Below are 5,505 nucleotides of genomic sequence, written 5' to 3' on the forward strand. Positions count from 1 at the left end.
ACGTCAGTTGCGGCATTTGGAACTGAGTATTCTCGGCGTGGACAAAACGAAGTTATGGAAAAAGCGGTTACATTTTACAAGGAAAATAGCAATTGCGTGAAACCGCTGTTATATGCCGTTTCTCTAGAACTCAAACCCGCATTCAGAATCAAACTTTTTTTTCTCTGCTTCGTTCATGCGGTTTCTTAAAACTCTGATAGTAAAACCTCCATTTAATTTTGTTTTTTCAAGAAACATCCAGTCAGTTATTTTACTTTTTTCTATTTTAATTGTATCGCCAAGTTTCAGATTGGTAATTTTTTCAGGAAGATTATCTACAACGCCAAAAAACTCGCCATTCCTTTTTTCAATATAGCTTAGCCAAACATGTTCTACATCTTCACCATCTTCAAATTTTACTTTTAGAGCAAAAGAATTAAAATTTGCATTTTTTAAAATAAGCGCATTATTAAAATCTTTTAAAGTATTTTTTGCAGTCTGTATAGCTTTGTTCATTTCAATGTCTTCAGCAGAAACATTCACTATTGGATCATTTTGATTGTCCGATTTGCTTTGCGAATTACAACTCACAAATGTTAGAAAGAGTAGGAGAATAGCGTTTTTCATAGTGCGTTCGGTTTGAAATGGCATATAACGTCCGGCGGCTTCACGTCAGTTGCGGCATCTAGAACTGAGTATTCTCGGCTGGACAAAACGAAGTTATGGAAAAAAGAAGTTCATTTTACACGAAAAGCAGCAATTGCGTGAAACCGCTGTTAACTGTAGCCTTATTTTTTCCACTCGACAATTTTAAAACTTTTGACGATGCTATCTTTTGTAAAATTGATTTCTAAATATTTGTTATAAACAGGATCAATATCCATTCCATAATCAGTTTCTATATCGTAAGTTAATTTTCCAGGTTCTGATTCTCCATTCGTAGTGCCGAGTAATTCAATTATTTTTGAATAAGTCAAACCTTTCAATTTTTGATTTTCGACTAAGTCATCGACTATTTTATTACGGTAAGGATATTCCATATCGCTTTTGAAAAGCCATTTAGATTTTTCAAATTTCTCTTTGCAGGAAACAAGAAAGATTAAAAAGAAAATTAGTAAGCAATAATTTGTTTTCATTTTGGTTTTCAACGCAATTTTTGGGAAAGGTTACAGTTAACGTCCGGCGGCTTCACGTCAGTTGCGGCTTTCGAAGCTGAGTACTCTCGGCTGGACAAAACGAAGTTATGGAAAAAGAAGTTCATTTTACAAGGGTAGGAGCAATTGCGTGAAACCGCTGTTATGTGTAGTGCTTATATCTTATCAGTGTGTTCTCGTATGACATTTATAAATTTAGTCTTTGAAATTTCGTTCAAAAAGATTTCGTTTGCATTTTTATCCAAAATGTCAATTCTAACCTCTCCAGAGTAATGTATAAATCCTAAAATCTTCTGTTCTTCATTTATGAAATGATAATTTGCAAATGAAGCATCACATACAGTTATAGTAAATACATGTTTAATGAATTCTTCAAGCTGTGAAATTTCAACTTTAACTCCGCCATTAAAACGATTTCCAATTTTATAGCTTTTGAAATAATTTACTGCTTCAGTTAATTTCTTTGAATCATTTCGTTGCTCAGTAAATTTCGAAATCCACATTCTGTTATAGTCACACATAAAAACCAAATATTCAATATTTAGATATTGATAGAGTTTGTGTAATTGCGAAGATAATGTTTTTGTATTGTCAGGTAATTTGATCCAATAATGGAAATGTATTTTTGGATAATAAAAAATGTGATCGTCAATCTCTGCATCAAAAGCATACAATGGAAATTTTCTATATTTTATTAGGCAAACATCTCTTGGAATTTTATTGATCATAGTTCGTGATTTCGGCGATAGCATTACACATAACGTCCGGCGGCTTCACGTCAGTTGCGGCATTTGGAACTGAGTATTCTCGGCGTGGACAAAACGAAGTTATGGAAAAAAGAAGTTCATTTTACAAGGGAAGTAGCAATTGCGTGAAACCGCTGTTACCTGCCGCCAAGATTTTATTTGATATGACTTTCTATGTCCATCATTTCGTGTAAAATCCTAATGATTTCTATTTCATCTCGTTTTTTATAAACCTTGTAAAAGATAAAATGAGATTTCACTTTTGATTGGAAATATCCTTTTCGAATTTTTGAAAAATCAAAGCCTGATTCAGGTTTGATACACAAATATTCAATTTCATCGAGTAATAAATTTACATATCTGTTAGCTTGATCTCGGGACCAATTTTCAAAAGTGTAAAGCCATATATTTTCTAAATCTTCTGAAGCTTTTTTACTTAAAATGTAATTCATTACTCCGTATACTTTTCATTAAGATTCTTCAAAAATGAAGTACGGTCAAAATCTTTTACAAATCCTGATTTTTCTCCTTTAATCAGTTCTTTGATCAATTGATCTTTTTTTGTCTCTTCCTGTTCAAACATTCTTAACGCAGCACGAACTACTTCACTAGCTGAGGAAAATTTCCCAGTTTTAACTTGGCTATTGATAAAGTTATCAAAATAATCTCCGAGTAAAATTGATGTGTTTTTTGCCATGATTTCTAAAATTTGCTCAAATATACCAATTATTGGTATCGATTGCAATTTTCACGTCGCTTTTTTGGTGGCAGGTAACGTCCGGCGGCTTCACGTCAGTTGCGGCTTTCGAAGCTGAGTACTCTCGGCGTGGACAAAACGAAGTTATGGAAAAAAGAAGTTCATTTTACAAGGAAAGTAGCAATTGCGTGAAACCGCTGTTACACGCCGTAGCGACACAGCTGCAAAATCACACAAAGTAACCAGAAAGTTTTTCTGCAGTGAATTGTGTTTTTGCTGATCACCGAAGAAAAGAAAGAAAGCTGCAGCAGTTTCAGTGCAGAAAAAAAATGATAAAGTTTTTAAGCATGATTGAACCCAATTAAATCTCGCTGAGAACTCTCCGCTACTCAAAACGAAAAAGCAAACGACCGAATTTCCACAACCGATTTCAGAGTTGCAAAATTGACAAAGTTATGTTTCCAGGAAATAGGAGAGAAGCAATTTCTATTTTACACAAGCCGAATCTTTTCAATGACGCGAATCGTGATTTCTTCACGGAGCCAATGGCGTGTAACGTCCGGCGGCTTCACGTCAGTTGCGGCTTTTGGAACTGAGTACTCTCGGCTTGACAGAACGAAGTTATGGAAAAAGGTCGTTCATTTTACAAGGTAAGCAGCAATTGCGTGAAACCGCTGTTGTGCGACGGTTTTATTGTTTCGTATTTATTAAAAAGAAATCTCCAATTGCCATTCTACAATTTATTGAATTGTTCATTTGTTCTTGAGTTAGTAGTTGGATATTTGTAATTGCAGAAATTTCAATCTTTGTGTTTTTCATTTGTTCATCCGAAACTATTTCTCCATTTAATATCAAGCTTTCTATTTTGTTTTTACCAAAACCTGGCCGCTTACTTAGGCTATCAAGATTAAGTTCTGCTAGTAAAAGATATTTAGGTTCGAGTACACTTTGAATCTCTACTAACTTTGAGTTTTTGTTGACTGTTATCTTCTTGATATTTTCTTTATCTAAATAAACGTTCATAAAATCTATCGATGAATGATTCAAATGGATTTGATAGTTTTTGCCGTATTTTTTAATGATTTTATTTCTATCATAGCTTATACAATAGCTATTACAGCTAGACAAAATAACTAGATTGATAAAGCAGAATATTTTGAACTTCCGTTTCACGGTAATTTGGTTACGGCTCGGTTAAACTGTCGCACAACGTCCGGCGGCTTCACGTCAGTTGCGGCTTTTGGAACTGAGTACTCTCGGCTGGACAAAACGAAGTTATGGAAAAAAGAAGTTCATTTTACAAAGAAAGTAGCAATTGCGTGAAACCGCTGTTACCGGCTGGCGCTATTCTTCATCTTTTTCGTAGCCTTCATAATAATAGGATTGTTCAATCCCTTTAAAAATAACATCTCGGTTATTCACTTCGTCTGTGAGATTTGCCTGGAGCAATGTTTTTAATTCTAAATCATTGATTGGACTTCGTTCCATGGCTTGCAAGTAGAGCGATTTGTCCACATATTGCCAATTTACAACTTTTTGGATTCTATTTTTTAAAATCAAATCAAGCCATATCCGCATTGTCCTGCCATTTCCTTCCATAAATGGATGAGCAATATTCATCTCTACATATTTTGCTATAATTTGCTCGAAGTTTTGTTCAGGCATTTGCTCAATTTTTACCAAAATCTCATTTAGATATAAAGCATTTGCAAATCTAAAACCGCCTTTAGAAATATTTTTTATGCGAATTTCCCCTGCAAAATCATATAGGCCACCGAACAGATATTGATGAATTTCTATCAAACCTTTAGTAGTGCCAATTTCTATAGAACTTATATCGTTAGACTCAAATAGGCGGTAAGCATTCTCCAAACTGTTTTTGTCAATATTTTTCATTTTCTTGTTCCAGTGATTTTATACAAAAATACTCAAATGTATTACTAAACGAAACATTAAAAAACGATTTTGAGTCCTTGAAGTCAATTTAGTCCGTTCGCGCCGCGCTTGCCGGTAACGTCCGGCGGCTTCACGTCAGTTGCGGCATTTGGAACTGAGTATTCTCGGCTGGACAGAACGAAGTTATGAAAAAAAGAAGTTCATTTTACACGGAAAGTAGCAATTGCGTGAAACCGCTGTTATGCGAAGTACTACTTACGATTTCATTCCAAATTTAAATAGTTTTTCACCTGTACTACTAAATCGATATTGGTCTTCAAAAGTTGAACCTATTCCGCATGCAAGTAAAAAACCTTCACCTTCGATTGTTTTTGTCATCGGCATATGTTCTTTGTTTACTTTTTTTTCCAGTATTTCGTAAGCCGCAGGATTCAAATTTTTAATGATAAAAGACATTTTTTTGAATTCGTCCCAAGTTAAATCTTCCTTAATGTAAGCACTAAAAAGGTTAGCCAGAATTTTTGCTTGCTCTATTTCAGTAAACTTTTCAAGTAACACTAAAATATTCTCAATGGTTGAATTTCTAAATTTCATGTCTTCTTTAAACCTTTCTTTGAATTTGTTTAATTGTTGCCGGTCAATAGTTCGTGATTGAAATTGTTGAAGAAAAACTATTATTTTTTTAACATTATGACGTGCTACAATCGAAGACGAAATATTATAAAATGCAAGGAGAGATTTTACGATAGGAATTTCTTTCAATGCATCTTCTCGGCAAATAGCATCTAAAGAAATTTCAGCGTAGTCAATACTCAAGTCAAAACTTTGTTTAAATATCTCCTTTTCAAAATTATCAGTAAAGTTTTCGGAACTATTTTCGTTCATCGTTTCTCAAGTATTTCGCATAACGTCCGGCGGCTTCACGTCAGTTGCGGCATTTGGAACTGAGTACTCTCGGCTGGACAGAACGAAGTTATGGAAAAAAGAAGTTCATTTTACAAGGAAAGTAGCAATTGCGTGAAACCGCTGTTAT

The 5,505-nt window shown here is 34.2% G+C and carries 8 protein-coding genes; all 8 read right to left on the reverse strand.

From position 1 onward, the window contains the following. Positions 1-123: 123 nt before the first annotated feature. Positions 124-606 carry a DUF2314 domain-containing protein gene (locus CFE23_RS16320; RefSeq protein WP_291090435.1) on the reverse strand — a complete coding sequence of 161 codons (483 nt, stop codon included), beginning with the start codon at positions 604-606 and terminating at the stop codon, positions 124-126. 161 nt (positions 607-767) lie between these two features. Continuing rightward, positions 768-1,115, reverse strand: coding sequence for a hypothetical protein (locus tag CFE23_RS16325; protein WP_291090437.1), 348 nt, complete (start codon positions 1,113-1,115; stop codon positions 768-770). 173 nt (positions 1,116-1,288) lie between these two features. Beyond that, positions 1,289-1,861, reverse strand: a complete 573-nt coding sequence (locus CFE23_RS16330; RefSeq protein ID WP_291090439.1) for a hypothetical protein — start codon at positions 1,859-1,861, stop codon at positions 1,289-1,291. 173 nt (positions 1,862-2,034) lie between these two features. Next, positions 2,035-2,331, reverse strand: a complete 297-nt coding sequence (locus CFE23_RS16335) for a type II toxin-antitoxin system RelE/ParE family toxin (protein ID WP_291090442.1) — start codon at positions 2,329-2,331, stop codon at positions 2,035-2,037. Beyond that, positions 2,331-2,576, reverse strand: coding sequence for a type II toxin-antitoxin system ParD family antitoxin (locus tag CFE23_RS16340; protein ID WP_291090445.1), 246 nt, complete (start codon positions 2,574-2,576; stop codon positions 2,331-2,333). Before CFE23_RS16340 ends, CFE23_RS16335 begins: the two co-directional genes overlap by 1 nt. A gap of 690 nt (positions 2,577-3,266) precedes the next feature. Continuing rightward, positions 3,267-3,704 (reverse strand): hypothetical protein, encoded by a 438-nt coding sequence (locus CFE23_RS16345; RefSeq protein ID WP_291090448.1) that lies wholly within the window; start codon positions 3,702-3,704, stop codon positions 3,267-3,269. Between the two features lie 216 nt (positions 3,705-3,920). Continuing rightward, positions 3,921-4,472 (reverse strand): protein adenylyltransferase Fic, encoded by a 552-nt coding sequence (fic, locus tag CFE23_RS16350; RefSeq protein WP_291090451.1) that lies wholly within the window; start codon positions 4,470-4,472, stop codon positions 3,921-3,923. A gap of 255 nt (positions 4,473-4,727) precedes the next feature. Next, on the reverse strand, positions 4,728-5,357 hold the full coding sequence (locus tag CFE23_RS16355) for a hypothetical protein (RefSeq protein WP_291090454.1): 630 nt from the start codon (positions 5,355-5,357) through the stop codon (positions 4,728-4,730). Positions 5,358-5,505 lie beyond the last annotated feature (148 nt).

The sequence above is a fragment of the Flavobacterium sp. BFFFF1 genome, assembly GCF_002256285.1.
Classification (GTDB): Bacteria; Bacteroidota; Bacteroidia; order Flavobacteriales; family Flavobacteriaceae; genus Flavobacterium.

Coding starts and splice junctions, on each gene's coding strand:
- CFE23_RS16320 (WP_291090435.1), bottom strand. CDS start 606: ATGAAAAACGCTATTCTCCTACTCTTTCTAACATTTGTGAGTTGTAAT.
- CFE23_RS16325 (WP_291090437.1), bottom strand. CDS start 1,115: ATGAAAACAAATTATTGCTTACTAATTTTCTTTTTAATCTTTCTTGTT.
- CFE23_RS16330 (WP_291090439.1), bottom strand. CDS start 1,861: ATGATCAATAAAATTCCAAGAGATGTTTGCCTAATAAAATATAGAAAA.
- CFE23_RS16335 (WP_291090442.1), bottom strand. CDS start 2,331: ATGAATTACATTTTAAGTAAAAAAGCTTCAGAAGATTTAGAAAATATA.
- CFE23_RS16340 (WP_291090445.1), bottom strand. CDS start 2,576: ATGGCAAAAAACACATCAATTTTACTCGGAGATTATTTTGATAACTTT.
- fic (WP_291090451.1), bottom strand. CDS start 4,472: ATGAAAAATATTGACAAAAACAGTTTGGAGAATGCTTACCGCCTATTT.
- CFE23_RS16355 (WP_291090454.1), bottom strand. CDS start 5,357: ATGAACGAAAATAGTTCCGAAAACTTTACTGATAATTTTGAAAAGGAG.